Origin of the sequence: Nocardioides nitrophenolicus (assembly GCF_016907515.1) — a bacterium.
Classification (GTDB): Bacteria; Actinomycetota; Actinomycetes; order Propionibacteriales; family Nocardioidaceae; genus Nocardioides; species Nocardioides nitrophenolicus.
This window is the reverse complement of the sequence record NZ_JAFBBY010000001.1, coordinates 962201-988500: the sequence shown is the minus strand read 5'-3', so window position 1 is coordinate 988500 and position 26300 is coordinate 962201. Positions and strand designations below refer to the sequence as shown.

The following is a 26300-nucleotide window of genomic DNA, read 5'->3' as shown; positions in this document are numbered from 1 at the left end:
CATTGACACCGGATCGTGGTCCGGATCACACTTGCCGCCAGTTCCCCCTCATCCCCCTGGCGAAAGAGGACGGCTGATGGCAGTGACCAACGACCCGGGTGCCGATCCGCATCTCGATGCGGACGCGAAGCGGCTGGCCGAGCTCGGCTACAAGCAGGACCTCAAGCGGAGCTGGTCGAGCTTCTCGAACTTCGCGATCTCCTTCTCGATCATCTCGATCCTGGCCGGCTGCTTCACCAACTACGGTGCCGGCTTCAACAACGGCGGCCCGATCTCGATCTCGTGGTCCTGGCCGATCCTGTCGATCCTGATCCTGATCATCGGGTTCACCATGTCCGAGCTGGTGTCGTCGTACCCCACCTCGGGCGGCATCTACTGGTGGGCCTCCAAGCTCGGGGGGCCGCGCGCCGGGTTCTACGCCGGCTGGCTCAACATGGTCGGCCTGATCGCGGTGACCGCGGGCGTCGCCTACGGGTGCGCGACCTTCATCGACCTGACCATCAGCACCTGGTCGGAGAGCTATGCCGCCGACTACTCGCTCTCGCGGGTGTTCCTCACCTTCCTGGTGGTGCTGGCGTTCACCGCGGTGGTCAACATCTTCAGCGGTCATCTGATGGCGGTCATGAACAACATCTCGGTGTGGTGGCACGTCTTCGGCGCGGCCGCGATCGTGGTGCTGCTGGTCGTCGTCCCCGACCACCACCAGAGCTTCAGCTACGTCTTCACCGAGCGGTTCAACAACTCCGGCTTCGGCGACGGCAGCACGTCGAGCTTCGGCTTCTTCTTCGCGATCATCCCGTTCGGCTTCCTGCTGACGCAGTACACGATCACCGGCTTCGACGCCTCGGTCCACCTCTCCGAGGAGACCCAGTCGGCCTCGCAGGGTGCGGCGCAGGGCGTGTGGAAGTCGATCGCCTACTCCGCGGTCGGCGGCTACATCCTGCTGCTCGCCGTCACCTTCGCGATCCCCGACCTCAACGGCGCGCCGGACAACGCCGGCGTCGGCGGGGGCGGGGTGGCCTACATCTTCGTGAGCGCGCTGGGGAGCACCAAGGCAGGTCTGGTCCTGTTCATCTCGGCCACCGCGCAGGTCTTCTGCGCGACGGCGTGCATGACCTCGGCGTCCCGGATGCTCTACGCGTTCAGCCGTGACGGCGCGGTGCCGGGCTCGCGGCACTGGCAACAGCTCTCGGCGAGCCGGGTCCCGGCCAAGGCCGTCGGCCTGGTGGCGGTGGTGAGCGCGATCGTGACGGCGCCGGCGCTGATCGAGGTCAACGTCGGGACGATCGTGGTGCCGGTGGCGTTCTACGCCGTCACCTCGATCGCCGTGATCGGGCTCTACCTGTCCTTCGCGATCCCGATCTTCCTGCGCTGGCGACACGGCGACAAGTTCGAGGTGGGGCCGTGGAACAACGGCGCGAAGTACAAGTGGATGAACCCGCTCGCGGTCGCCGAGATCGTCATCGTCTCGATCTACCTGATGATGCCCTTCGTGCCCGGTGCGGTGCCCTTCAGCGACGACTTCGAGTGGAAGTTCGTCAACTACGCGCCGATCGTGACCCTCGGCATCCTGCTCGGGATCACGGTGTGGTGGCAGCTGTCGGCGAAGAACTGGTTCAAGGGCCCGATCCGCACCGTCGACGAGGCGGACCCGGCCGGGGCCGTCTAGCCACCACGGGTCGACACTCGGACCATGACTCCTTCCCCGGACCCGGCGCCGGACCTCGATCAGGCCCGTCCTCTCGGCGACATCGTGCTCCGCCCCGTGCGCGGGCACGCCTTCGAGAGCTGCGTCGAGCAGCTCGCGACGGCGATCCGGCTCGGCGTGTTCGCGTACGGCGCGGCGCTGCCGCCCGAGCGCGAGCTCGCCGAGCGGATGGGGGTGGCCCGGGCCACCCTGCGGGAGGCGATCGCGGGCCTGCGCGCCGCCGGCATGGTCCGTACGACGAGGGGCCGGGGCGGCGGCACGGTGGTGGCGTACCGGCCCACGGCGCCCGGCGAGCCGCGCCCCGACGGGGGGATCGCCGAGCGCCGCGAGGAGCTGCTCGACTCGCTGGTGTTCCGGCGGGTCGTGGAGCCGGGCGCCTGCCACCTGGCGGCGAGCCGGGAGCTGAGCGCGAGCGAACGGATGCTGCTGACCACCGCACTGGCCGCGGTGGACGGCGCCGCCGACCCGGCCGAGCACCGGCAGGCCGACTCGCGACTGCACCTCGCGATCGCCGGCGTGACCGGCTCGCCGCGGACCGTCGCCGCGGTCACCGACGTGCAGGCCTGCCTGCACGACATGCTCCAGGCGATCCCGGTCCTGGACGTCAACATCGAGCACTCCGGTGCGCAGCACCGCGCGATCGTGACCGCGATCCTGGGCGGCGACCCGACCCGGGCCCGCCGGGCGATGGAGCAGCACTGCGACGACACGGCCGCGCTGCTGCGTGGCCTCCTCGGCTGAGCCGGTGCGCACCGACCGACACCAGCACGGACAGGGAGACCCATGACCCGCAACGACCGCCACCTGACCCTCGACCGCCTGCGCACGCTGATCGGCGAGGGCAGCGTCGACACCGTGGTCGTCGCGTTCACCGACATGCAGGGCCGGCTGCAGGGCAAGCGGCTGCACGGGCAGTACTTCCTCGACGTCGTCCTCGCCCACGGCACCGAGGGCTGCAACTACCTGCTGGGCGTCGACATCGAGATGAACACCGTCGACGGCTACGCGATGACCTCGTGGGAGCGCGGGTACGGCGACATGGAGTTCGTGCCCGACTTCGACACCCTGCGGCTGCTGCCCCACCTGCCCGCCACGGCGCTGGTGCAGTGCGACCTGACCTGGCCCGACCACCGGCCGGTGGCGGCCTCGCCGCGCGCGATCCTGCGCGCCCAGCTCGACCGGGCGGCGGCGCTCGGCTACACCGCCCTGGCCGGCACCGAGCTGGAGTTCATCCTGTTCGAGGACAGCTACGAGTCGGCCTCCGACCGGCGCTATGTCGGCCTGACCCCGGCGAACCAGTACAACGTCGACTACTCGATCCTCGGCGGCACCCGGATCGAGCCGGTCATCCGCGACATCCGCAACGCCATGTACGGCGCCGGCATGAACGTCGAGGGCTCCAAGGGCGAGTGCAATCTCGGTCAGCACGAGATCGGCTTCCTGTACGACGAGGCGCTGGTCACCGCCGACAACCACGCCGTCTACAAGACGGCGGCCAAGGAGATCGCCGCGGCGCACGGCAAGTCGCTCACCTTCATGGCGAAGTACGACCAGCGGGAGGGGAACTCCTGCCACATCCACCTGTCCCTGCGCGGGACCGACGGCTCGCTGGTCTTCTGGGACGAGGCCGCCGGCACCCGCTCGGCGCTCTACGACTCGTTCGTCGCCGGCGTCCTCGACACCATGCCGGACCTGACCCTGCTCTACGCGCCGAACGTCAACTCCTACAAGCGGTTCGCGGACGGGTCGTTCGCGCCGACCACCATCGCCTGGGGTGAGGACAACCGCACCTGCGCGGTGCGCCTGGTCGGCCGAGGCGCCGGCGCCCGGATGGAGAACCGGGTGCCCGGCGGCGACGTGAACCCCTACCTGGCGCTGGCCGCGATGCTGGCCGGCGGCCTGCACGGCATCGAGAAGGGGCTCGAGCTGGAGCCCGCCCTGGTCGGCAACGCCTATGCTTCCGACCGGCCGCGCGTCCCCGGCACCCTGCGCGACGCCCGCGACGCCTTCCGTGACTCCGCGGTCGCCCGAGCAGCCCTGGGCGACGAGGTCGTCGACCACTACACCAACATGGCCGACGTCGAGCTCGCCGCCTTCGACGCCGCCGTCACCGACTGGGAGCTGCGCCGCAGCTTCGAGCGCATGTGAGAAAGGGAGAGATGTCCACCGTCACCGTCCTCAACCCGGCGACCGCCGTCCCCATCACGGAGGTCAGCCAGGCCTCGGTCGAGGAGACCGACGCGCTGATCGCCCGCGCCCAGGCGGCCTTCCCCGCGTGGCGGGATCTCGCGCCGGGGGAGCGGGCCCGGCTGCTGCGCTCCTTCGCCGCCGTGGTCGACGCCCACCTCGAGGAGCTCGCTCTGCTGGAGGTCGCCAACGCCGGGCACACCCTGGGCAACGCCCGGTGGGAGGCAGGCAACGTCCGGGACGTCCTGAACTACTACTCCGCCGCGCCGGAGCGGCTCTTCGGCCGCCAGATCCCGGTGCCGGGCGGCATCGACGTCACCTTCCGCGAGCCGCTGGGCGTGGTGGGCGTGATCGTGCCGTGGAACTTCCCGATGCCGATCGCCGGCTGGGGCTTCGCGCCCGCGCTGGCGGCCGGCAACACGGTGGTGCTCAAGCCGGCCGAGCTGACGCCGCTCACCGCGATCCGGCTCGGGGAGCTGGCCCTGGAGGCGGGCCTCCCTGAGGGCGTGTTCACCGTGATCCCCGGCAAGGGCTCGGTCGTGGGGGAGCGCTTCGTGACCCATCCGGGCGTCCGCAAGGTGTGCTTCACCGGCTCCACCGAGGTCGGCAAGCGGATCATGGCCGGCTGCGCCGACCAGGTGAAGCGGCTGACCCTCGAGCTCGGCGGCAAGAGCGCCAACATCGTCTTCGCCGACGCCGACGTGGCCAAAGCCGCCGCCACGGCGCCGTACGCCGTCTTCGACAACGCCGGCCAGGACTGCTGTGCGCGCTCGCGGATCCTCGTCCAGCGCTCGGCGTACGACGAGTTCATGGCCGGCCTGGAGACGGCCGTCAAGGCCCTGCGGGTCGCCGACCCGGCCAGCCCCGACAGCGAGATGGGGCCGCTCGTCTCGGCGCAGCAGCGCGACAGCGTCGCCCGCTATCTCGACGGCGCCGAGGCAGTGATCACCGGCAGCGTGCCCGGCGACGCATCCTTCGCCGACGGCTTCTGGCTGCCCCCGACGGTGGTGGTCGCGGAGGACACCCGCGCGCCGGTGTGGCGCGAGGAGGTGTTCGGTCCGCTCGTCGCGGTGCTGCCGTTCGACGACGAGGCCGACGCGGTCCGGCTCGCCAACGACACCGAGTACGGCCTGTCCGGCTCGATCTTCACCCGCGACGTCGGGCGCGCGCTGCGCGTGGCCCGCGCGGTCGAGGCCGGCAACCTCAGCGTCAACTCGCACTCCTCGGTCCGCTACTGGACCCCGTTCGGCGGCTTCAAGCAGTCCGGACTCGGCCGCGAGCTGGGCCCGGAGGCGCCGAACGCCTTCACCGAGGAGAAGAACGTCTTCATCGCTCATGACTGACTCACCGAACGGAAGGAAGAACGCGTTGTCTGGTCGTCTGGAAGGCAAGGTCGCCGTCGTGACCGGGGGGTGCTCCGGGATCGGGCTGGCCACGGTCCGCAGGTTCGTCGAGGAGGGGGCGAAGGTCGTCATCGGCGACGTCGACGACGCCCGCGGCAAGGAGATCGCGGACGAGCTGGGCGTGACCTACGCCCACGTCGACGTGACGTCGAAGGAGGAGGTCGACGCCCTCTTCGCCACGGCGAAGGACACCTACGGATCGGTCGACATCGCCTTCAACAACGCGGGCATCAGCCCGCCGGAGGACGACTCGATCCTCGACACCGACCTCGACGCGTGGCGCAAGGTGCAGGAGGTCAACCTGACCTCGGTCTACCTGTGCTGCAAGGCCGCCCTGCCGTACATGCTCGAGCAGGGCAAGGGCTCGATCATCAACACCGCGTCCTTCGTCGCGGTGATGGGAGCGGCGACCTCGCAGATCTCCTACTCGGCGTCCAAGGGCGGGGTGCTGTCGATGTCGCGCGAGCTCGGCGTGCAGTTCGCCCGCGAGGGGGTGCGGGTCAACGCGCTGTGCCCCGGACCGGTCAACACCCCGCTGCTGCAGGAGCTGTTCGCCAAGGACGAGGAGCGGGCCGCGCGCCGGCTGGTGCACGTCCCGATGGGCCGGTTCGGCGAGCCCGAGGAGATGGCCAACGCGGTCCTCTTCCTCGCCTCCGACGAGTCGTCCTTCATCACCGCCTCCACCTTCCTGGTCGACGGCGGCATCTCGGGCGCCTACGTCACGCCCCTGTGATCCCGGTGCGGCCGCTGATCGGGCTCTCGACCTATCGCGAGCCCGCCCGGTGGGGCGTCTGGGACACCACCGCCGACCTGCTGCCGGCCGCCTACGCGCGGGCGGTCGAGGCGGCGGGCGGGGTGCCGGTGCTGCTGCCGCCGACCGAGCCCTTCGCGGACGCGGCCCGCGACGTCGTACGACGGCTGGACGGGCTGGTCATCAGCGGCGGCGCCGACGTCGACCCCGAGCGGTACGCCGCCCCGGCCCACCCGGAGACGGGTGGGCCGCGGCGCGACCGGGACGCGTGGGAGTTGGCGCTGCTCGACGCGGCCGCCGCGACCGACCCGGCGCTGCCGGTCCTCGGGATCTGCCGGGGCATGCAGGTGATGGCCGTCCACGCCGGCGGCACCCTCGACCAGCACGTGCCCGATCTGGTCGACCACGAGCAGCACAGCCCGGGTGGCGACGCCTACGGCCGCACCACCGTCCGGGTCGCCGACGGCAGCCGCCTCGGCGCGCTGCTCGCCGGCCCGCCACCGGTCGCCTGCCACCACCACCAGTCGGTGCGCGAGCACCCCGGCTTCACCGCGGTCGCCTGGGCCGCCGACGGCCTGCTCGAGGCGATCGAGGATCCGGACCATCCGTTCCGGCTCGCGGTGCAGTGGCATCCCGAGGTCGACGCCGACACCGGGCTCTTCGCCGGGCTGGTGCGGGCGGCTACGACGAGCCCGCCGGCGTGAGGTCTGCCGGCCTGTCCGGCGGGTACCTCCGGGGGACCCCACCGCCGGTGGGCGAAGGAAAGGAGCCCGCCATGGGCATGCTCTTGTGGATCGCAGCCGTCATCCTGGTCATCGTGGGCGTCGTGACCCTGATCCAGGGCAGCGTGGTGCTCGGCATCGTGCTGATCGTCCTCGGCCTGCTCGTCGGCCCGGGCGGCTTCTCGATCTTCAACGGTCGAGGGAGCAGAGTCTGACCGCGTCCGCGACCGGAAGCTCGCCGCCGACCAGGTTCCACTGGTGCCCCACGGACGTGGGGTGGTCCAGGACGGCGGCGAGCACGGCGGCGACGTCCGCGCGGGGGACCTCCCCGCGCGGCACGTCGGTGCCCAGAGTGACCCGGCCGGTCGGCGGGTCGTCGGTGAGCCGTCCGGGGCGCAGGATCGTCCAGTCCAGCGGGCCGGCCCGCAGCGCGGCGTCCGCATCGCGCTTCGCCGCGACATAGGCGGCCCAGACCTCGCCGGCGTCGGGCGCCACGGGCTGGTCGACGTCGATCGCGGAGACCTGCACGAACCGCCGGATGCCCGCTGCCGACGCCGCGGCGGCCGACTTCAGCGAGCCCTCCAGGTCGACCGTCCGCTTGCGCCGGGCATTGCCGTCGGGACCGCCGCCCGCGCTGAACACCACGGCGTCGCAGTCCTCGAACGCGCGGGTGAAGGCCGCGACGTCGTCGTTCTCGATGTCGAGCAGGCGCACCTCGGCGCCGAGCGCCTCGAGCGTCGCGCGCTGCTCCTCGCGGCGCACCAGCGCCACCGGCTGGTGACCGGCCGCGACCAGCAGCGGGTGGAGCAGGCGAGCGATCTTTCCGTGACCTCCGACGACGGCGACGCGCATGCCGTCCACCGTACGTCGTCAGGGGGCGACCAGGTCCAGCGCGAACGCCCGCGCCACGGCCTCGACCCGGGTCGCCACGCCCATCTTGGCCAGGATGTGCTCGATGTGGGTGCCGACGGTGCTGCGGGACAACCTCAGCTCGGCGCAGATCTGCGGGTTCGTGCGGCCCTTCGCGACCAGCGCGAGGACCTCGCCCTCGCGCGGCGTCAGCGACAGGCCGGAGGCCCGGGAGGTCGTCTCCGCCAGCTCGCCCAACGCCTCGGTGAGGCTCGCGAGGATCGCTCGGGCGTTGGCGGGGACGCGATCCTCGGCCAGGCTCAGGTGGGCGACGCCGACGGGGCGACCGTCCGTCCCGCGCAGCGACATCGAGCTGCCCTCGGTGAAGCCGCTCGGGCGGAGCACGTCCCGCGCCACGGGGCCGTCGGCGAAGCCGGCGATGTCCTCCCAGAAGTACGGCGTCCCGGTCCGCGCCAGCAGCCGCCGCGTCAGCGGCAGCTCGCCGAACTCGCCGAAGATGAAGTCGATCAGCTCCGGTCGGTAGCCCGCGTGCACCAGCGGCCGCATCGTGCCCGACCGTGCGTCCCGATAGCCGACGGCCCAGGCACAGAACGGCACGGCCGTGCTCGCCAGCTCGAGGAGCTGGCGAGCACGGCGCGAGGTCGACGGATACGCACGGGGCGGAGACGGCACGGCGACGGGCACCGCCCCAGTATTGGTCAGCGGCAGGACGCCGGGAAGTGGTGCGCCCATGGCCGCTGCTCCTCCAGCGCCGCCGCCGTCCGGAGCAGCAGGGCGTCCTGGTGCAGGCCGGTGGCCAGCTGCAGCCCGACCGGGCCGCCGTCGGAAGTGAAGCCGGCCGGCACGGACAGGGCGGGGGTGGTCAGCAGGTTGAAGGGATAGGTCAGGAACCAGCCGAGGAGCTGCTCGCGCAGCGGACGGCCGGCGAGATGGTCCGGGGCGAACTGGCCGTGCGGGAAGGTGCGCGCGGCGACGGTCGGCGAGACCAGCACGTCGTACCGCTGCATGAAGCGGCTGAAGACGTCCCACATCTGGCCGCGGGCCGCGTCGGCACGGCCGACCTCGACCCCGGTGAGCCGCTCGCCCTCGGCGATCAGCTCGATCAGCTCGTCGTCCACCTCGCCGCGCAGGGCGGGCCAGTCGAGCAGGTCGTGCTCCGAGGCGAAGCCCGGGACCCAGATCCCGTGCCACATCGCGAGCTGCGGGTCGAGCTCACCCCAGTCCGGCTCCGCCTTCTCGACCTCGGCGCCGGCGGCGGCCAGCGCGCCGACGGCCTCCTCACACACGGCCAGGATCTCGGGGTCGACGGGGATGCCCAGGCCGAGGTCCGGTGACCACGCCACCCGGACCCCGCTGAGGTCGCGGTCGGCGATCGCGGCGGTGAAGTCGACCCGGTCGGGCAGGCTGAGCGGATCGCGCGGGTCGGGACCGGAGACGACGTCCAGCATCAGCGCGGCGTCGGCGACGGTCCGGGCGATCGGGCCGTGATAGGCCCAGGAGTAGTAGCGGCCCGGGAGCACGGTCTGCGGGATCCGGCCGGTCGAGGCCTTGACCCCGACGACACCGCACAGGGACGCGGGGATTCGCACCGACCCGCCCCCGTCGCTCGCCTCGGCGAGCGGCCCGAGGCCGGCCGCCACGGCCGCCCCGGCGCCGCCGGACGAGCCGCCCGCGTTGAAGCCCGGCCGCCATGGGTTGTGCGTCGGACCGAACAGGTGGTTGTCGGTGCAGGCCTTGTAGCCCGACTCCGGCGTGTTGGTCTTGCCGAGGAAGAGCCCGCCGGCGCCGACCAGCCGCTCGACGATGACGGCGTCATGGTCGGCCACGCTCTCGGCGAGCGGCTTCATGCCGAAGGTCAGCGGCACCCCGGCGACCGCCGTCAGGTCCTTGATCGTGAACGGCACGCCGTGCAGCGGGCCGAGGTCGGCGCCGGCGTCCTGGGCGGCGTCGAGGGCGGCGGCGTCCCGGCGTACCTGCTCGGCGTCGAACCAGACGAGGGCGTTGAGCGCGGGGTTCAGTTGCTTGACCCGCGCGATCATGGCCTCGGCGATCTCGGCCACCCGGAGTCGGCGCGAGCGGACGGCGGCAACCAGGTCGGTGGCGCTCAGCCACCCGATCTCGTCTGGCCCGGGGGTGTTCTGGTCGGTCATCTCGGCTCCTCTGCTCGGGGTCTTCGGCGCACCGTAGGACGGTGCGCGGGACCAGCGGATCGGGCAGGTGACCGATGAGAGATCGCGCGGCTCCGGAGAACGCCGTGGCTAGGGACGCACGGTGAGCGTCTGGGCGATCGTGCCGAGGGGGCCGTTCTCGTCGTGCATCTTCGAGCTGGTGACGCCGATCCCGCCGGCGCCGTAGGACTGGGTGGTGTCCAGCCCCAGCCAGCCCGGGGCCGGGTGGTGCAGGAAGTGGGCGGTGAGGTCGAGATTCGGGAAGGCGACCTTCGTTGGATCGGTGCGCACCGCGATGCCGTTGGTGACGTCGATCAGGCCGGCCACCGCCGCCAGCCGGCTGACCGGCTCGTCGGCGACCAGGTCGTGCGGGGTGCGCACCCACACCATCGAGCGGCCCGGGCCCAGCTCCTGGCGCCGCACCTCGATCGAGGCGATGAAGCCGCCTGGCCACAGCCCGGCCATGTCCCACGGCGCCAGCTCGTCGGGGCCGGGGATCGACGGCAGGTCGGTGCCGGCGAGGGGCGTGGTGTCGTGGGGCTCGACCAGCCAGGCCCGCAGCACGACCACCGACCGGCCGGCGTACGACGCCGTGGCCTGGACCAGCTCGATGGTGCGGCCCGGTCGGAGCACCTCGACGACCACGTCGAGCGGCTCGATCGGCACCGTGCCGAGGATGTCGTACGACAGCCGGCTCACCACCAGCCCGTCCGACCGTCGCGCGTCGCGGTCGCGCTCCACCTCGTGGGCGAGGATGCCGAGCGCGGGGGCGATGTGCTGGGTGGTGTCGTCCCACGCGCCGCCGACGTGCTCGGTGGGGGAGAAGGTGTGCGGTGCGGTCCGGTGCCAGTACGCCACCGGCTCATTGTCCCGGAGGCCGGCGCCGCGCCGGTGATCGGGCTCGGCATCCTCCTGCTCGCCTGACGTTCATCCGCGTCTCCCCGCCGGGCCACCTGTGCCTGGTCGGCTGAGGGCCATGACTCGGACGAGCCTCCTCGGGAGGACCCTCATGGCCACCACCGCTGCCGTCGTCGCCCTCGGCGCCGCCGCCGTACCCGCCCAGGCCGCGCCCGGCCACGGCGCGGGCCGCCCCGACCGCCACCCCGGCGCCGAGCCGATCGTGATCGCGCACCGCGGCGCGTCCGGCTACCGGCCCGAGCACACCCTCGCGGCGTACCGCCTCGCGATCCGGATGGGCGCCGACTACGTCGAGCCCGACCTGGTCTCCACCAAGGACGGCGTCCTCGTGGCCCGCCACGAGAACGAGATCAGCGGCACCACCGACGTCGCCACCCACCCGGAGTTCGCCGACCGGCGCACCACGAAGACCATCGACGGGGTCGCGATCACCGGCTGGTTCACCGAGGACTTCACCCTCGCCGAGCTGAAGACGCTGCGGGCCAAGGAGCGGCTGCCGCAGGTCCGGCCCGACAACACCCGCTACGACGGGCAGTTCGAGATCCCCACCCTCGACGAGGTGATCCGGCTGGTGAAGCGCGAGTCGGGCCGCACCGGTCGCACCATCGGGATCGCGCCCGAGACCAAGCACCCGACGTACTTCGGCTCGATCGGGCTCGGCCTGGAGGAGCCGCTGGTGCGCACCCTGCGCCGCAACGGGCTGGACCGGCCGAACGCCAAGGTCGTCATCCAGTCGTTCGAGGACGGCAACCTGCGCCGGCTCGCCGGGATGACCCGGGTGCCGCTGGCCCAGCTGGTGGAGCGGGCCGAGCAGGTCACGCCGGCGCGGCTCGCCGACATCGCGACCTACGCCGACTGGGTGGCGCCGACCAAGAACCTGGTCATCCCGCGCGATCCCGCGGGCGCGATCGGAGCGCCGAGCTCCCTCGTCGCCGACGCGCACGCCGTGGGCCTGCGGGTGGTGACCTGGACCATGCGCGTGGAGAACCAGTTCCTGCCGACCAACCACCGCATCGGCACCGACCCCAACGCGAAGGGCGACCTCGCCGGGGAGATCGACGCCTTCCTCGACGCCGGGGTCGACGCGCTGTTCTCCGACAACCCGGACCTCGCCGTCGCCACCCGCGACTCCTGGCTGGCGGGCGAGGGCGCGGCCTGACCGTCCCCGGACCGGTCTAGATTCGGCGGCATGGCGGACTGCATCTTCTGCTCCATCGTCGCCGGCGACTCCGAGGCCGACATCGTGCTCGACGAGCCCGAGCTGCTCGCCTTCCTCGACCGGCGCCCGGTGTTCAAGGGCCACGTCCTGCTCGTGCCCCGCGACCACGTCGTCACGCTGCCCGACCTCCCGGCCGGGCAGCGTGACGGCTTCCTGGGTGCCGCCCAGCGGCTGGCGACCGCCGTGGTCGAGGGGCTGGGCGCGCAGGGCAGCTTCGTGGCGATGAACAACGTGGTGAGCCAGTCGGTGCCCCACCTGCACCTGCACGTCGTCCCCCGGACCAAGGGCGACGGGCTGCGCGGCTTCTTCTGGCCGCGCACCACGTACGCCGCCGGGGAGTCCGCGGAGCATGCCGCCCGCCTGCGCGCGGCGTTGGGGTCGTAGGCTGCGGCCGATCGTCTACCCGAGTTGAGAGGTCAGCACCCATGGGTCGTTTCGACGGGCGAGTCGCCGTCATCACCGGAGCCGCACGAGGGATCGGGTTCGGCACCGCCAGCCGGTACGCCGAGGAGGGCGCCTCGGTCGCGATCGTCGACCTCGACGAGGCCGCGGCGGCCGAGGCCGCGGCGAAGCTGCCCCTGGTCGAGGGCGCGAAGGCCGTCGGCGTGGGCGCGAACGTCTCCGACGGGGCGTCGGTCGACGCCGCGGTCGAGCGGGTCGTCACGGAGCTGGGCGGGATCCACATCCTGGTCAACAACGCGGGCATCACGCGCGACAACCTGCTGTTCAAGATGACCGAGGAGGACTGGGACCTGGTCATGGGCGTGCACCTCAAGGGTGCGTTCTTGATGACCAAGGCCGCGCAGAGGCACTTCGTGGAGCAGAAGTACGGCAAGGTCGTGAACATCTCCTCGATCTCGGCGCTGGGCAACCGGGGGCAGGCCAACTACTCGGCCGCGAAGATGGGGGTGCAGGGCTTCACCCGGACCCTGGGCATCGAGCTGGGGCCGTTCGGGATCAACGTCAACGCGGTGGCGCCGGGGTTCATCGCGACCGAGATGACCGACGCGACCGCGGCCCGGCTCAAGCTCGACGTCGACGAGTTCCGCCGCCTCAACGCCGAGGCCAACCCGGTCAAGCGGGTCGGCTTCCCCGAGGACATCGCCGCGGCGGTGACCTTCCTGTCCAGCGACGAGGCGTCGTACATCACCGGACAGACGCTCTACGTCGACGGCGGCATCAGCCTCGGCACCTGAGCCAGCCCGAGTCGGGAGGGTGAGGGTGACCCAGAGGTCACCCTCACCCTCCCGACTCAGTCGAACCAGAAGGCGGCGGTCGCCAGTGCGCTCACCTGGTCCAGGCTGAGCGGCGGGTCGTCGCGCAGCACCCGCGGCCTGCCCGCGTCGGGATCCGGGCTGTTGAACGCCGCCACGTCGATCATCCAGCCGTCGGGCGCGAACAGGCCGGCCCAGTTGCCGCGGAACCCGCTGGTGTCGGAGCCGTCGCCGCCGTCGCCGGTGCGCGGCCACAGCCAGGAGCCGTCGGCGAGCTCGCGGCACTCGGGCGCGCCGCACGTCTCCTTCGCCGAGTACGTCGTCCGCTTGGCCAGGCAGGCCGGCTTCGCCGCGCACCGCTGCTCTCGCTTGCGGCTGACCCACGAGACGCACTCCTGCTCCGGGGTGAGCTCGACCTCCTCGGGCGAGGAGAAGGTCGGCGCGTTCTCGCTGGCGGTGCGCATCGCCTCGTGCCAGGTCGCCTTGTCGGCGTCGACCAGCGACGCGTCGCAGCCCTCGGGCATCGACCCGGGAGCGACGAACCTCGCCCAGCGCGTGGGATCGATGCTCATGTCGCCGAGGCGCACCTCGACCCGCACGCCGTCGAGCAGCAGGCTGATCTCCAGCCCGCGCTGGATGGGCGAGTCTGGCCCGCCGCCGCTCGCCTCCGTCGTCACGTCGGTGACCTCGCCCTCCGGCAGGTGGTCGAGCAGCCGCTCGACCAGCACGTCGTCCGGGGGCAGCCGGCGCTGGTCGTCCGGCGAGCTGGGCGAGGTCGCCACGGCGAGGTCCTCGGCCCTCCGGCCGCCGCCGCCGGGCGCGCTCTGCCAGGCGATCCCCCCGAGGGCGAGGACCGTGGCGGCGCCGAGCGCGACCGTCGCGCTGGCGCGCCGCCGGCGCCGACGGCCGCGGCGGACCCCACCCGCGACCAGCGCCGCGACATCGGGGTCCAGACGCTCGCCGGCCCGGGTCAGGACGGCGCTCAGCTCCTGCTCGTTCATCGCACTACCTCCTTCCGCATCCGCGCCAGCGCGCGCATGCTGCGGTTGCGGACCGCCCCGAGGGAGAGGCCGAGGGTCGTGGCCACCTCCTCGACCGACAGGTCCTCGAGATGGCGCAGCACCACGACCGCCCGGTCGACCGGCGTCAGCCCGGCGAGCGCCTCGTCGAGCGCCAGCCGCAGGTCGGTCGCCTCGGCATGGTCGGGGGTGCCCTCGACCTCGAGCCCCGGCAGGTCGGCGTACGGCGTCTCGGTGCTGCTGCGCCGCCGGCGCGCACTGATGTAGGTGCGGGCCAGCACCGTGTGGGCGTACGCCGCCGGGTTGTCCAGCCGCGGACCCAGCCGACGGTGCATCCGGACGTAGACCTTCGCCAGCGTCTCCTGGACCAGGTCCTCGGCCTGGGTGCGCTCACCGCACAGCAGCCAGGCCGCACGGTGCAGCCGGGCGGCCTGCGCACGGGCGAAGGCGTCGAAGGAGTCGGGCACGGGCTCGATCATGTCTCTCCCGGAGGACGGTTGCTTTCCCGGTACGACGCATCCGCGGCCGGATCCGTCACACGCGACACGCGGGGCCGGCTCCGTCGTCTGGCTCGCTGGTGGGTCAGACTTGCCGCGTGCGTCCTTCGATCCTCCGCCGTGCCCTGCCCGCCTCCCTCGTCGTGCTGAGCCTCGCGCTCGCGGGCTGTGGGGGCGGTGACGACGGCGAGAAGAAGTCGGGCGGCGGCGACGAGAGCCCGACGGCGGCGAGCGAGACCCCGGCGCCGCCGGCGACCTGGCCGCTGACCGGTCAGCTGACCGAGGGCGGCGCGGACCCGGCGCGCAAGCACCCGGCGTACATCGTCAAGATCGACAACTCCTCGGCCAGCGACCCGCAGATCGGGGTCGGCCAGGCCGACCTGGTCGTCGAGGAGCTGGTCGAGGGCGGCATCACCCGGCTCGCGGTGTTCTTCTACGAGAAGCTCCCCGAGAAGGCCGGCCCGGTGCGGTCGATGCGGCTCACCGACGTCGGGATCGCCAAGCCCCTCGGCGCCACCATCATCACCTCGGGCGCGGCGCCGGTGACGCTCAACGGGCTGCGCAAGGCCGGCATCAAGTTCCTCGACATGAACAACCCGAACGTGGTGCGGATCAACGACGGCACCCACGACTCGCTGCACAGCGTGATGGCCAACCTGAAGAAGATCGGCGCGTCCGCGCGCGGCACGGCCACCCGGCCCGCCGACTACCTCCCGTTCGGCGACACCCCGCTGCCCGCCGGCGCCGCGGCGACCAACCTCGACATCAAGCTGTCGGCGGGGCGCACCTCGCGCTGGAAGTACGACGGCGCGAAGTACGTCCTCCAGAACGGCTACATGGCCGACGGCGACGTCTTCAAGCCCGACACCGTGATCGCGGCGACGGTGCGCACCAGCCTGGCGCCGTACAAGGACCCCGCCGGCAACCCGGTCCCGGTCTCCCACTTCGAGGGCAAGGGCAAGGCGGTCATCTTCCACGGCGGCCAGGCCGTCGACGTCACCTGGGAGAAGGCCGACGAGGGTGCCGAGCTGACCTTCCGCGACGCCGCCGGCAACGAGGTCGCGGTGCCCGCCGGCAAGACCTGGCTCGAGCTGGTGCCCGGCAAGGGCGCCGCGTCGACCGGGGCGGTCACCTACAACTGAGCCGCCGCTGAGCCGCCCGGCTCACTCCTCCTCGGCGCTCGCGTCGGCGTCCGGGCCGGGGATGCTCGGCATCGCGATGCCCTGCTCGACCAGGCTCTGCACGCCGGCCAGCAGGAAGCCGATCGCGGCCTCGACCCGTCGAGCGGCGGCCTCGGGGTCCGCGGCGGTGGCGACGGACTCGCCGGCCGAGGACATCGCGCCGAAGAAGATCCGCGCGAAGGTCTGCAGCATGTCGTCGTCGAGGTCCCAGGATCCCGCGTCGAGGGTGGCGCGCACGATCTCGACGATGTTGGCGAAGGTGGAGCGCTCCTCCTGCTCGCGGTAGCGCTCGTAGCCGAGCACGGCCGGGCCGTCCTGGATCACGATCCGCCGGTACGGCGGCTCCTGGACCACGTCGAGGAACGAGCGCAGTCCCTGGGTGGCCTTGCGCCAGGGGTCCTTCTGGCCGCGCAGCGACTTCTGGATCCGCTTGGCGGCCTCCTGCTCGACGCGCTCGAAGACCGACTCGAAGAGCGCCTGCTTGCCGGAGAAGTGGTGGTAGAGCGCGCCCTTGGTGACCCGGGCGCCGGACACGATGGCGTCGAGGGAGGTCGCGGCGTACCCCTTCTCGGCGAACAGCTGCTCGGCGACCTCGACCAGCGCGCGCTTGGTGGAGGCGGAGTACGCCGCTCGCCGGGAGGCCCCGGGGACCCCCGGGACGGGGACCTTGGGGACGAGTTTCGACACCGATGCCTTCGCCACCGCTTCAGCATAGGAGTCACCCACGTGACACCGGTCACTGCCCGGGGTGGGCGGGATCACGGTGCCGGAGCCTTGGGCATACCCGCGGTCGGCTCCATACTCGTAGTACGTACCAGCGGTATGTCGGATACCCGGAGTTCCGGACGACCGCCGATCGATACAGGAGTGCTGACCATGACCTGGACGGCCTTTCACAACCGGGGCGAGACCCTCCGCTCCGTCATCGCGACCTCTGCCGTCCGCCGCGACGGCCTGCTGCCCATGGACGTCGACGGCGTGTCCACCGCCTTCCGCGACGAGCTCGACCTGCTCGCCGCGCTGACCCTGAAGTGGCACACCCGGCTCTCCGGGCAGATCGAGCGGATGCTCGCCCACCAGCCGATGGACCTCCACGAGGCCGTCGAGATCGCGTGGAGCAACACCGCCCACGAGCTGCCCGGCGTCCGGATGATCATCGACCACTACCGCGCCCACCCGATCGACGAGGCGATGGCCACCGCGATGGCGGCCGCCTCGTTCAAGGAGCACCACCTGCTGGCCGTGATGGCCGGGCGCACCAGCATCGGCGACGAGGCCGCCGACCGGATCGGTGCCGAGATCGAGGAGCGGGCCCGGCTGCTGCACCGCGGCATGCCGATCGTCACCCCCGACGCCGTGTACGCCGAGCCCGAGGTGCGCGGCACCCTCCTCGAGCGCCTCCGGGCCGTGGTCGCGGCCTGACCCTCCCGAGCCAACCGGCACCAGCCCCCTCCCGGGTGCGGCCCCGGGCCCCGCGCGTCTCCCTCCCAACCTCGCGCCGGGCCCGGGGTCGCTTTGCGTACGCAGGGGGGATGATGGAGCCATGTCTCGCGAGCTGAGCGCCGGACGCCTGCTGCTGGCGTCGCCCGACCTGCTCGACCCCAACTTCGTCGACACCGTCGTGCTGCTGCTCGACGTCAACGACGAGGGCGCGCTCGGCGTCGTCCTCAACCGGCCCACCGCGCTGCCGGTGTCGGAGGTGCTGGGGGAGTGGGGCGAGGTGGTGGAGGAGCCCGAGGTGCTCTTCCAGGGCGGACCGGTCGCCACCGACGGCGCCCTGGCCGTCGCGCTGGCCTCCCCGGGCGGCGAGCATGCCGCCGGCTTCCGGCCGCTGTGGGACCGGGTCGGCCTGCTCGACCTCGACACCCCGCGCGAGCTGGTCGACGGCACCGTCGACCGACTGCGGATCTTCGCCGGGTATGCCGGCTGGGGCGCCGGCCAGCTCCAGGCCGAGATCGCCGAGGGCAGCTGGTACGTCGTGCCCAGCCGGGTCGAGGACGTCTTCCTCGGCGACACCCACGACCTGCGCCGCCGGGTGCTGCGGCGCCAGCCGGGCGAGCTCGCCTTCCACGCCACCCGGCCGGCGGATCCCGAGCTCAACTGAGCTCTCTGGCGCGAGCGCGGGGCGCTCGCGGAGTTGAGACAATAGTGTCTCATGTGAGACATTGATGTCTCACGACCAGGAGGCACGATGCCCACCCGCGACACGGTGCTGGCCGCCGCCCAGCGCCTGCTCACCACCGACCCGACCGCATCGATGGCGCAGATCGCCACCGCCGCGGGGGTCGGCCGAGCCACCGTCCACCGCCACTTCGCCAGCCGCGAGGACCTGCTGCACGAGATCGGCGTCCGCTCGCTCGACCGGTGGGCCGCGACGCTGGACGAGTGCGAGGTGGCGGCGGTCGCGGCCTCCGGCGACCCGGCGCGGATCCGGGCCTGCCTGGACGAGATGCTCGGTCAGTTCGTGGTCGACGCCGACGAGCTCGGCATCGCGCTCACCGACCCGACCGTCGTCAACGCCCCCGACCTGCGCGAGCGCGCCGACGCGCTGTTCGCCGACGAGGTCGCGCTGTACGCCGCGGCCCAGGCCGCCGGCGTACTCCGGGCCGACGTGCCCGCGCGCTGGCTGGGACACAGCGTCTACGGCCTGCTCGTCGCCGCCCGCGACGGGCTCGTCGCGGGCGACATCGCCCGCAACGACGCCCAGGACCTGGTGCGCTCGACCTTCCTCGACGGCGGTGCCGCCCGATGAGCGCGCTCTCCGCCCCGCGGTCCGCTCCGGCGCGGGACCGCCGCCGGTGGGGCGGACTGGCCGTGCTGGCGGCCAGCCTGCTCGTCGTCGTGATGGACATGACCGTCCTCAACGTCGCGCTGCCCGACCTGACCGAGGACCTGCACGCCGGCGCGCTCGCCCAGCTGTGGATCGTCGACGTCTACTCGCTGGTCCTCGCCGGCCTGCTGGTCCCGGTGGCGGCGCTCGCCGACCGCTGGGGGCGGCGCCGGATGCTGCTCACCGGCTTCGCCATCTTCGCCGTCGCGTCGTTGGCGGCGCTGGTCGCGCGCAGCCCGGGCGACGTGATCGCCGTGCGTGCCCTGCTCGGCGTCGGTGGCGCGATGATCATGCCGGCGACGCTCTCGCTGATCCGGGCGCTGTTCCCCGACGCCCGCGAGCGCGCGTTCGCGCTCGGCCTGTGGGCGGCCACCGCGGCCGTCGGCGGCGCCGTCGGCCCGATCGTCGGCGGCGCGCTGCTCAGCGCGTTCAGCTGGCACGCCGCCTTCCTGGTCAACGTGCCACTCATGGTGGCCGCGCTGGTCGCCGGCCTGCTGCTGCTCCCGGAGAGCCGCTCCGAGCGGCCCGGCCGGGTCGACGTGCTCGGCACCGTGCTCTCGGTCGGCGGCATGGTCGCGGCCGTCTACGGCGTCAAGCACCTCGGCAAGGGCGACGTCGACGTCGTCACCCTGCTCGTGCTCGCGGCCGGTGTCGCGATGCTGGCGCTGTTCGTGCTGCGCTGCCTGCACCAGGACGACCCGATGCTCGCCGTGCGCCTGTTCGCGAACCCCGTCTTCCGCTCGGGCGTCGTGACCGCGCTGGTCAGCAGCACCGCGATGATGGCGCTGCTGTTCGTCGGCTCCCAGTGGCTGCAGCTGGTCCAGGGCTGGAGCCCGCTGCGGGCCGGCGTCGCGCTGCTCCCGATGGCCCTCGGCGGCCTGGTCGGCCCGCCGCTCGCGCCCGCCGTCGCCGCCCGGTTCGGGGCACGCAACGTGATCGTCGCCGGCCTGGTCGTGCTCGCCGCCGGCCTGGCCCTGCTCCGGCTGCTGCCCCACCCGATGCCCTACGCCGGCGTCGCCGGCGCGCTGCTGCTCGTGGGCTTCGGCACGGCGGCACTGGGCCTGGCGTCCGCGCTGATCATGGGCGCCGCGCCGGTCCACCAGGCCGGCTCGGCCGCCGCGGTCGAGGAGATGTCCTACGAGGTCGGCGGCGTGCTCGGCATCGCCCTGCTCGGCAGCCTCGCCGGCGTCGTCTACCGCCACGGGCTCCCCGGCGGCGCGCCGGACGCCGCCGTGGAGTCCGTCACCGGCGCCCTCGGCACCCCCGTGGAGCCGGCCGCGCTGGCGTCGTACACCGACGCGTTCGCGACGGTCGGTCTGGTCGGGGCGGTCATCACGCTGCTGGTCGCGATCGTGGTGTGGCGTCAGCTCCCGAAGGACGTGGATGTCAGCGGGGGGCACTAGACTGCGAGATGTGACCACGATCGGATTCTCGACAGACACGGACGTCCGGGAGGACCGCCGTACCGTCCCGACCGACGAGGGCGACCACGAGCGTTTCTCCCACTACGTGGAGAAGGACAAGCTGACCGAGGCGATGGTCATGGGCACGCCGGTGGTGGCCCTGTGCGGGAAGGTCTGGGTGCCCAGCCGGGCCCCGGAGAAGTTCCCGGTCTGCCCCGACTGCAAGGAGATCTGGGAGGGCCTGTCCGACGACAAGGGCCCGGAAGGGTCCGGTCCCGACGCATGACCTCGCTCGGTCCGGCATGGCCGGAGCGGGCAGCCTGGGGCACGGCGCCGTCGCTGCGTGCCTGGCAGTCCGCTGCGCTCACCGACTACCTCGCCCGCAACCCTCGTGACTTCCTCGCCGTCGCGACCCCGGGCGCCGGCAAGACCACCTTCGCGCTCACCGTCGCCGCCGAGCTGCTCGGCCGGCGCCTCGTCGACCGGCTGGTCATCGTCGCGCCCACCGAGCACCTCAAGCTGCAGTGGGCCGAGGCCGCGGCGCGCGCGGGCATCCCGATCGACCCGACGTACTCGGCGGGCTCCGGCAAGATCGCCAGCGACTACGTCGGCGTCGCGGTCACCTATGCCGGCGTCGGGGTGAACCCGCTCGCGATGCGGATCCGCACCGAGCGGTTCAAGACCCTGGTGATCCTCGACGAGATCCACCACGCCGGCGACTCGCTGAGCTGGGGCGAGGGGGTGCGGGAGGCGTTCGAGCCGGCCGCGCGCCGCCTCGCGCTGACCGGCACGCCCTTCCGCTCCGACATCAACCCGATCCCGTTCGTCACCTACGCGCCCGGGGAGGACGGCGTACCGACCTCGGTGGCCGACTACACCTACGGCTACTCCGAGGCGCTCGCCGACCACGTCGTGCGCCCGGTCCTGTTCCTGGCCTACTCCGGCCAGATGAGCTGGCGCACCCGCGCCGGCGACGAGGTCGCGGCCTCCCTGGGCGAGCCGCTCACCAAGGACATGACCTCGCAGGCCCTGCGCACCGCCCTCGACCCCAACGGCTCGTGGATGCCGTCGGTGCTCGCGGCGGCCGACAAGCGGCTCTCGGAGGTACGCCGCCACGTGCCCGACGCCGGCGGCCTGGTGATCGCCTCCGACCAGGACAGCGCGCGGGCCTACGCCAAGCTGCTCAAGCAGATCAGCGGCGAGTCGGCGACCGTCGTACTCTCCGACGAGAAGGCGTCGTCGAAGAAGATCTCGGCGTTCAGCGAGAACGACTCCCGCTGGATGGTCGCGGTCCGGATGGTGTCCGAGGGCGTCGACGTCCCGCGGCTGGCGGTCGGGGTGTGGGCGACCACCACCTCGACCCCCCTCTTCTTCGCCCAGGCCGTCGGCCGCTTCGTGCGCGCCCGCAAGCGCGGCGAGATCGCGTCGGTCTTCCTCCCGTCGGTGCCCAACCTGCTCTCCTTCGCCGCCGAGCTCGAGGCGCAGCGCGACCACGTGCTCAAGCGCAAGGTCAGCGACGACGGCGACATCTTCGCCGCCGAAGAGGACCTGATGAACCAGGCCAACGCCTCCGAGGCGGCCTCGGAGGAGCTCGAGCTGGGGCCCTTCGAGGCCCTCGGCTCCGAGGCCCGCTTCGACCACGCGCTCTACGACGGCGCCCAGTTCGGGCACGAGGGCGAGGTCCACGTCGGCTCCGACGAGGAGATGGACTTCCTCGGCATCCCGGGCCTGCTCGAGCCCGACCAGGTGAGCGCACTGCTCCAGCAGCGGCAGGCCGACCGTCGTCGTACCCGCACCTCGGCGGTCGAGGAGCGCCCCGCCGACACCGTCGCCGAGGTCACCACCCACGAGCACCTCGGTCTGCTGCGGCGCGAGCTCAACTCCCTCGTCGCGTCCTGGCACCACCGCACCGGCCAGGCCCACGGCATCACCCACGCGGCGCTCCGCAAGGAGTGCGGCGGCCCGGCCGCCGCGGTGGCCAATGCTGATCAGCTGCAGAAGCGAATCGAGCGGATTCGGGAGTGGGCGGTTCGCAAGTCGTCGTAACGGGGGTGCAGGGATCGCCGGTCGACCGGCGATTCCTGCACTTGTCGGGCGTTGCAACGGCCGTCAAGTGACAGTTTTGCCCGTCAAGTGACAGTTTCGCCTGTCGACAGGTGATTCCTGCACCCCCACCCCCCCAAAGGAAAGCCTGCCCTAACTTAGGCTACGCTTCCTTCCCGTGACGACGGTGCTCGAAGGACGCGACCTGGTGCTGGGCTACCAGCGCAGCACGGTGGTGCACGGCGTCTCCGTGCGCCTCGCCCCCGGCGAGGTGACCGCGCTGATCGGCCCCAACGGCAGCGGCAAGTCGACGGTGCTGCGCTCGCTGGCCCGCCTCCACCCCGTCGCGGAGGGCCGGATCACGCTGGACGACGCCGATGCGGCCCCGCTGAGTGCGAAGGAGTTCGCGCGCCGGGTGACCCTCCTCTCGCAGTCGCGCCCACACCCCTCCGGGCTCGAGGTGCGCGACGTGGTCGCGTTCGGCCGCCACCCCCATCGCGGCCGGTTCGCCGGGGTGACGGACGCCGACCGGGAGGCGATCGACCATGCGATGGCGGTCACCGGGATCGACGCGATGGCGGACCGTGCCGTCGACCAGCTCTCCGGCGGGGAGCTGCAGCGGGTCTGGCTGGCGACGTGCCTGGCCCAGGACACCGCCGTCGTCCTCCTCGACGAGCCCACCAACCACCTCGACCTGCGCTACCAGGTCGAGACGCTCGACCTGGTCCGCGACCTCGCGGACCAGCACGGGGCGGCGCTCGGCGTCGTCCTCCACGACCTGAACCACGCCGCCACCGTGGCCGACCAGGTCGTGCTGCTGCACCAGGGCGCGGTCCGCGCAGTCGGCGCACCCGCCGACGTCCTCACCGCCGAGCACCTCTCGGCCGTGTACGGGCTGCCCATCCGCTGCCTCGTCGACCCGGACACGGGCGCGGTGCGGGTGGAGGCCCAGGGCCGGCACCACCACCGACGCCGCTGACTCCGCGGCCGACCCCCACCAGTGAGGAATCCGATGAAGACCCGACCGATCGCCGCCCTGGCTCCCGTGGCGGTGCTGCCACTGCTGCTGGCCGCCTGTGGGACGACCGACACCGGCGCCGACAAGGAGGCGGCGCCGAAGGCGAACGCCTCGGCGGACTGCACCGCCGACGAGACGACGACCGCCACCGGTCCGGTGAGCCTGACCGACAGCTACGGCCGCTCCGTCGAGCTCGACAAGCCGGCCGAGCGGGTCGCCGTCCTGGAGTGGCAGCAGGTCGAGGACGTGCTGACCCTGTGCCTGACGCCCGTCGCGGTCGCCGACGTCGAGGGCTACACCACCTGGGACACCGCCGAGAAGCTGCCCGACGGCGTGACCGACGTCGGCACCCGCGGCGAGCCCAACCTGGAGACCCTGTTCGGCACCAACCCCGACCTGGTCATCGTCGAGGCGTACACGCCCGAGGACGAGATCCTCAAGCAGCTCGCGAAGTACGACGTCCCGGTGCTCGCCACCAAGGGCGCCGACGCCAAGGACCCGGTCGCCAACATGATCGACACCTTCGAGCTGATCGCCCAGGCGACCGGGCGCGAGGAGCGCGCGAAGGTCGTCGTCGACGACTTCAACGAGCACCTGGCGGACGCCAAGGAGCAGGTCTCCGACGCGGCGGGGAGGTTCGTCTACTTCGACGGCTGGATCCAGGGCGGCAACGTCTCCATCCGTCCCTTCGGCCAGGGCTCGCTGATCGGTGAGCTCGGTGAGGAGCTCGGTCTCGAGAACGCCTGGACCGGCGAGGTCGACGAGGCCTACGGCCTGGGCCAGACCGACGTCGAGGGGATGAGCGAGCTCGGCGACGCGACCTTCTTCCACACCGGCACCGTCGACCCCGACGGCGACATCAACGCCGCCCTCGCCGAGAACCCGGTGTGGCAGAAGATCCCAGCCGTCGCCGAGGGCCGCTCCTTCGCGTTCCCCGCCGGCATCTGGACCTTCGGCGGCCCCCGCTCGGCCGAGCAGATCGTCGACGCGTACGTCGACCTGCTGACCAAGTAGCGGCCCGGACGATGAGCGTCGAGCAGCAGCAGCGCATCACCACGCCTCCCGGGCCGGCCGAGGCTCGGCCTCGCCTGGGACGGGCGGGTGTCACCGGCGCCACGGGTGCCCTGCTGCTCGTCGTCGTCCTCCTGGGCGTCTCGGCCTGGCATCTCACCCAGGGCACCTCCGCGATCGGCGCGGGTGACCTGGTCCGCTGGCTGCTCGGCGACCGGTCCGGGACGGGTGCCGGCGCCGACGCGGGTGACGTGCTCATCGGGTCGCGGGTGCCGCGGCTGGCCGCCGGGATCGCGGTCGGGTTCGCCCTCGGCGTGGCCGGCGCGCTGTTCCAGTCGCTGGCCCGCAACGCGCTGGCGTCCCCGGACACCCTCGCCGTCACCGGCGGCGCCTACCTCGCGGTGACCGTCGTCGCCGCCTTCGGGATCTCCGTCCCGATCTGGGCCTCGGGCCTGACCGCCTTCGTCGGCGGCTCCCTCGCGGCCTTCCTGGTGCTCGGTCTCGCCGGCGGTGCCGGTACGGCGACCACCCGGCTGGTGCTGGCCGGCTCCGCGGTCGCCCTCGCGCTGCAGGCGGCCACCTCGACCCTGCTCATCCTCTTCCAGGAGGAGACCACCAGCCTGTTCGCCTGGGGGAGCGGGTCACTGAGCCAGCTCGGGCTGCGCGCCTTCGAGCAGGCGGCGCCGGTCGTGGTCGTGTGCACGCTCGCGGCGCTGCTCCTCGCCCGGCGGCTCGACCTGCTCGGGCTCGGCGACGACAGCGCGGCGGTGCTCGGCGTACCCGTCCGGTCGACGCGCGCGGCAGGGACGGTGCTCGCCGTCCTGCTCACGGCGGCGTCGGTGACCCTGGCCGGCCCGATCGGCTTCGTCGGCCTGTTCGCACCCGTGATCGTGCGGCTGTGCGGTCGGCTGGTGCCCGCACTGAACCGGCACGCCGTCCTGATCCCGGCCGCCGGCCTGACCGGCGCGGTCGTGGTGGTGCTCGCCGACGCCCTGATCCGGGCGGTGCTCGGCGCCGACCAGGCGATCTCGATCCCGACCGGCATCACCACCACCCTGCTGGGCGCGTTGGTGATGGTCGTGCTCGCGCGCCGCAGCCGGGACTCGGGGCCCACCCGGCAGCCGGCCGCGGCGCGGGTACGGGTCGGCACCCGGCTGCGCTTCCTCGTCGTCCTCACCGTCGTGCTGCTCGCGACCGCGACCGTCGTGCTGCTCGGGCTGCTCGCCGGCGACACCTGGCTCAAGGCCGGCGACCTGGGGCTGTGGCTCGACGGCGAGGCCGCGCCCCTCATCCAGTTCGCGCTCGACGAGCGGGCGCCGCGGGTCGCGGCTGCCGTCCTGGGCGGCGCGGCGCTGGCGCTGTCCGGCGCCCTGGTCCAGGCGACCTGCCGCAACCCGCTCGCCGAGCCCGGCATCCTCGGCATCACCGGTGGCGCGGGCGTCGGCGCGGTCGTCGTGGTGACCGGCGCGGGCGTCTCGCAGGCGGCCGGCAACACCGCGATCCTCATCGGCGCGGTCGTCGGCGCACTGCTCTCCTTCGCCCTCGTCTACGGGCTGTCCTGGCGGCACGGCCTGAACGCCGACCGGCTGCTGCTGATCGGCATCGGCACCTGGTACGGCGCCGCGGCGCTCACGACCTTCCTGCTGGTCCGCTCGAACCCCTGGGACACGCCGCGCATCTACACCTGGATGTCCGGCACCACCTACGGCCGCACCTTCGAGCAGGTCCTGCCCGTCGCTGTCGTCCTCGTCGTCGCGCTGCCGCTCGCCTGGCTGGTACGCCGCGAGCTCGACCTGCTCGCGCTCGACGAGGACACGCCGCGGCTGGTCGGCGTACGGCTGGAGTCGGTGCGCCTGGTGGTGCTGGTGACGGCCGCGCTGCTCGCCGCGACCAGCGTGGCCGCGGTCGGCGTGGTCGGCTTCGTCGGCCTGGTCGCGCCGCACCTCGCCCGGGCCCTGGTCGGCGGCCGGCACGCCCGTTCGGTCCCCGTGGCGGTCCTGGTCGGCGCGGTGCTGCTCGGCCTCGCCGACCTGGTCGGCCGGACCGTGATCGCGCCGGCGCAGATCCCGGCCGGCCTGGTGGTGGCGTTGATCGGGGCGCCGTACTTCGTCTACCTGCTGGCGCGCTCGCGCGCCTGA

27 protein-coding genes are annotated in these 26300 nt (G+C 72.7%); 20 read left to right on the top strand and 7 right to left on the bottom strand.

Going from position 1 to position 26300, the window contains the following annotated elements; translation table 11 throughout:
- Positions 1 to 76 precede the first annotated feature (76 nt).
- The 7 genes from JOD66_RS04825 to JOD66_RS04795 all read left to right on the top strand — a co-directional run bounded on the left by JOD66_RS04825 (position 77) and on the right by JOD66_RS04795 (position 6986).
- The gene (locus JOD66_RS04825; RefSeq protein WP_204835774.1) at positions 77 to 1669 is read left to right on the top strand and encodes an amino acid permease; all 1593 of its coding nucleotides are present in this window, start codon (positions 77 to 79) and stop codon (positions 1667 to 1669) included.
- A 24-nt stretch (positions 1670 to 1693) separates the two neighbouring features.
- Positions 1694 to 2449: a FadR/GntR family transcriptional regulator gene (locus tag JOD66_RS04820; protein WP_204835773.1), complete on the top strand. Its 756-nt coding sequence runs from the start codon at positions 1694 to 1696 to the stop codon at positions 2447 to 2449.
- Between the two features lie 42 nt (positions 2450 to 2491).
- Positions 2492 to 3856, top strand: a complete 1365-nt coding sequence (locus JOD66_RS04815) for a glutamine synthetase family protein (RefSeq protein WP_204835772.1) — start codon at positions 2492 to 2494, stop codon at positions 3854 to 3856.
- Between the two features lie 11 nt (positions 3857 to 3867).
- Complete coding sequence (locus JOD66_RS04810; protein WP_204835771.1) at positions 3868 to 5238, top strand: aldehyde dehydrogenase family protein; 1371 nt, start codon at positions 3868 to 3870, stop codon at positions 5236 to 5238.
- A 58-nt stretch (positions 5239 to 5296) separates the two neighbouring features.
- The gene (locus tag JOD66_RS04805) at positions 5297 to 6031 is read left to right on the top strand and encodes a 3-oxoacyl-ACP reductase (protein ID WP_443678741.1); all 735 of its coding nucleotides are present in this window, start codon (positions 5297 to 5299) and stop codon (positions 6029 to 6031) included.
- Between the two features lie 5 nt (positions 6032 to 6036).
- Positions 6037 to 6753 carry a gamma-glutamyl-gamma-aminobutyrate hydrolase family protein gene (locus JOD66_RS04800; RefSeq protein WP_204835769.1) on the top strand — a complete coding sequence of 239 codons (717 nt, stop codon included), beginning with the start codon at positions 6037 to 6039 and terminating at the stop codon, positions 6751 to 6753.
- A 71-nt stretch (positions 6754 to 6824) separates the two neighbouring features.
- Complete coding sequence (locus tag JOD66_RS04795; RefSeq protein ID WP_204835768.1) at positions 6825 to 6986, top strand: GPGG-motif small membrane protein; 162 nt, start codon at positions 6825 to 6827, stop codon at positions 6984 to 6986.
- On the opposite strand, the gene JOD66_RS04790 is transcribed toward JOD66_RS04795, so the two are convergent.
- The 4 genes from JOD66_RS04790 to JOD66_RS04775 all read right to left on the bottom strand — a co-directional run bounded on the left by JOD66_RS04790 (position 6961) and on the right by JOD66_RS04775 (position 10667).
- Positions 6961 to 7623: an SDR family oxidoreductase gene (locus JOD66_RS04790; protein ID WP_204835767.1), complete on the bottom strand. Its 663-nt coding sequence runs from the start codon at positions 7621 to 7623 to the stop codon at positions 6961 to 6963. The genes JOD66_RS04795 and JOD66_RS04790 overlap by 26 nt on opposite strands.
- Before the next feature lie 18 nt (positions 7624 to 7641).
- Positions 7642 to 8373, bottom strand: coding sequence for a helix-turn-helix transcriptional regulator (locus JOD66_RS04785; RefSeq protein WP_204835766.1), 732 nt, complete (start codon positions 8371 to 8373; stop codon positions 7642 to 7644).
- Complete coding sequence (locus JOD66_RS04780; protein WP_204835765.1) at positions 8340 to 9791, bottom strand: amidase; 1452 nt, start codon at positions 9789 to 9791, stop codon at positions 8340 to 8342. The genes JOD66_RS04785 and JOD66_RS04780 overlap by 34 nt, the downstream gene beginning before the upstream one ends.
- Before the next feature lie 108 nt (positions 9792 to 9899).
- A complete protein-coding gene (locus JOD66_RS04775; protein WP_204835764.1) occupies positions 9900 to 10667 on the bottom strand; it encodes a thioesterase family protein in 768 nt (255 codons plus the stop codon).
- Between the two features lie 151 nt (positions 10668 to 10818).
- Between JOD66_RS04775 and JOD66_RS04770 the strand changes: the two genes are divergently transcribed.
- From JOD66_RS04770 to JOD66_RS04760, 3 genes are read left to right on the top strand one after another with little or no spacing between them, the layout of a single operon-like run.
- The gene (locus JOD66_RS04770) at positions 10819 to 11886 is read left to right on the top strand and encodes a glycerophosphodiester phosphodiesterase (RefSeq protein ID WP_204835763.1); all 1068 of its coding nucleotides are present in this window, start codon (positions 10819 to 10821) and stop codon (positions 11884 to 11886) included.
- A 30-nt stretch (positions 11887 to 11916) separates the two neighbouring features.
- Positions 11917 to 12330: an HIT family protein gene (locus tag JOD66_RS04765; protein ID WP_204835762.1), complete on the top strand. Its 414-nt coding sequence runs from the start codon at positions 11917 to 11919 to the stop codon at positions 12328 to 12330.
- 41 nt (positions 12331 to 12371) lie between these two features.
- Positions 12372 to 13142 carry an SDR family NAD(P)-dependent oxidoreductase gene (locus JOD66_RS04760; RefSeq protein ID WP_204835761.1) on the top strand — a complete coding sequence of 257 codons (771 nt, stop codon included), beginning with the start codon at positions 12372 to 12374 and terminating at the stop codon, positions 13140 to 13142.
- Between the two features lie 56 nt (positions 13143 to 13198).
- Here JOD66_RS04760 and JOD66_RS04755 read toward each other — a convergent pair whose 3' ends face one another.
- Both JOD66_RS04755 and JOD66_RS04750 read right to left on the bottom strand, forming a co-directional pair.
- Positions 13199 to 14161 (bottom strand): hypothetical protein, encoded by a 963-nt coding sequence (locus JOD66_RS04755; RefSeq protein ID WP_204835760.1) that lies wholly within the window; start codon positions 14159 to 14161, stop codon positions 13199 to 13201.
- On the bottom strand, positions 14158 to 14658 hold the full coding sequence (locus JOD66_RS04750; RefSeq protein ID WP_204835759.1) for a SigE family RNA polymerase sigma factor: 501 nt from the start codon (positions 14656 to 14658) through the stop codon (positions 14158 to 14160). Before JOD66_RS04750 ends, JOD66_RS04755 begins: the two co-directional genes overlap by 4 nt.
- Before the next feature lie 116 nt (positions 14659 to 14774).
- Here JOD66_RS04750 and JOD66_RS04745 point away from each other — a divergent pair, with 116 nt between their 5' ends.
- Entirely contained in the window at positions 14775 to 15818 is a 1044-nt protein-coding gene (locus tag JOD66_RS04745; protein WP_204835758.1) for a DUF3048 domain-containing protein, read from the top strand.
- A 21-nt stretch (positions 15819 to 15839) separates the two neighbouring features.
- Here JOD66_RS04745 and JOD66_RS04740 read toward each other — a convergent pair whose 3' ends face one another.
- Positions 15840 to 16559, bottom strand: a complete 720-nt coding sequence (locus JOD66_RS04740) for a TetR/AcrR family transcriptional regulator (protein ID WP_204835757.1) — start codon at positions 16557 to 16559, stop codon at positions 15840 to 15842.
- Positions 16560 to 16733: 174 nt separating this feature from the next.
- Between JOD66_RS04740 and JOD66_RS04735 the strand changes: the two genes are divergently transcribed.
- The 9 genes from JOD66_RS04735 to JOD66_RS04695 all read left to right on the top strand — a co-directional run bounded on the left by JOD66_RS04735 (position 16734) and on the right by JOD66_RS04695 (position 26300).
- The gene (locus JOD66_RS04735; RefSeq protein WP_204835756.1) at positions 16734 to 17279 is read left to right on the top strand and encodes a hypothetical protein; all 546 of its coding nucleotides are present in this window, start codon (positions 16734 to 16736) and stop codon (positions 17277 to 17279) included.
- Positions 17280 to 17400: 121 nt separating this feature from the next.
- Positions 17401 to 17961: a YqgE/AlgH family protein gene (locus JOD66_RS04730; protein ID WP_204835755.1), complete on the top strand. Its 561-nt coding sequence runs from the start codon at positions 17401 to 17403 to the stop codon at positions 17959 to 17961.
- A gap of 87 nt (positions 17962 to 18048) precedes the next feature.
- Complete coding sequence (locus tag JOD66_RS04725; RefSeq protein ID WP_204835754.1) at positions 18049 to 18609, top strand: TetR/AcrR family transcriptional regulator; 561 nt, start codon at positions 18049 to 18051, stop codon at positions 18607 to 18609.
- Positions 18606 to 20090 (top strand): MFS transporter, encoded by a 1485-nt coding sequence (locus JOD66_RS04720; protein ID WP_204835753.1) that lies wholly within the window; start codon positions 18606 to 18608, stop codon positions 20088 to 20090. The genes JOD66_RS04725 and JOD66_RS04720 overlap by 4 nt, the downstream gene beginning before the upstream one ends.
- 19 nt (positions 20091 to 20109) lie before the next feature.
- Entirely contained in the window at positions 20110 to 20376 is a 267-nt protein-coding gene (locus JOD66_RS04715; protein WP_273521060.1) for a DUF3039 domain-containing protein, read from the top strand.
- Entirely contained in the window at positions 20373 to 22136 is a 1764-nt protein-coding gene (locus tag JOD66_RS04710) for a DEAD/DEAH box helicase (protein WP_204835751.1), read from the top strand. Before JOD66_RS04715 ends, JOD66_RS04710 begins: the two co-directional genes overlap by 4 nt.
- Before the next feature lie 175 nt (positions 22137 to 22311).
- Positions 22312 to 23112, top strand: a complete 801-nt coding sequence (locus JOD66_RS04705; protein WP_204835750.1) for an ABC transporter ATP-binding protein — start codon at positions 22312 to 22314, stop codon at positions 23110 to 23112.
- 33 nt (positions 23113 to 23145) lie between these two features.
- A complete protein-coding gene (locus tag JOD66_RS04700) occupies positions 23146 to 24165 on the top strand; it encodes an ABC transporter substrate-binding protein (RefSeq protein ID WP_204835749.1) in 1020 nt (339 codons plus the stop codon).
- A gap of 11 nt (positions 24166 to 24176) precedes the next feature.
- Positions 24177 to 26300, top strand: coding sequence for an iron ABC transporter permease (locus tag JOD66_RS04695; protein ID WP_204835748.1), 2124 nt, complete (start codon positions 24177 to 24179; stop codon positions 26298 to 26300).